This is a genomic window from Mesorhizobium sp. M2A.F.Ca.ET.067.02.1.1, assembly GCF_004023285.1.
In the GTDB taxonomy this organism is placed as follows: domain Bacteria; phylum Pseudomonadota; class Alphaproteobacteria; order Rhizobiales; family Rhizobiaceae; genus Mesorhizobium.
Map to the genome: position 1 here is coordinate 1 of NZ_RZSB01001470.1, position 406 is coordinate 406.

Sequence of the window (406 nt, forward strand, 5' to 3'; positions counted from 1 at the left end):
AATATGCCGAGGGGCAACTCGACGAGGCCGGCAGCTTCTATTTCAGGGGCCCGGACGATGCCATGAACCTCAGGGCGCACAATCTGATTATCTTCGCCCAGATGGCCGAGGGCATCGACGACAAGACCTGGGAGCATCATCTGCGCGCCGGCGACTACTCGGAATGGTTCCGCCATCAGATCAGGGACAAGGACCTCGCCCGCGAAACCGAGACCGCGGAGAAGGACAAGACGCTGTCGGCGCAGGAAAGCCGCAAGCGCGTGCTCGACGCGGTGCGCCGGCGCTACACGGCCCCCGCCACCGCTCCGGTACAGTAGCGCGGGGGCGCGACCGCCGAGTTGCCGCCAACGGTCATACACGGTCGACCAACAGAAAAAGAAAGCCGCCAGGAGGCTCAGGATGAAAT

General features: G+C 63.8%; 1 pseudogene. It reads left to right on the forward strand.

From position 1 onward, the window contains the following. A pseudogene (locus EOA28_RS38360) lies at positions 1-317 on the forward strand (phosphoglycolate phosphatase); the annotation flags it as partial. Positions 318-406 lie beyond the last annotated feature (89 nt).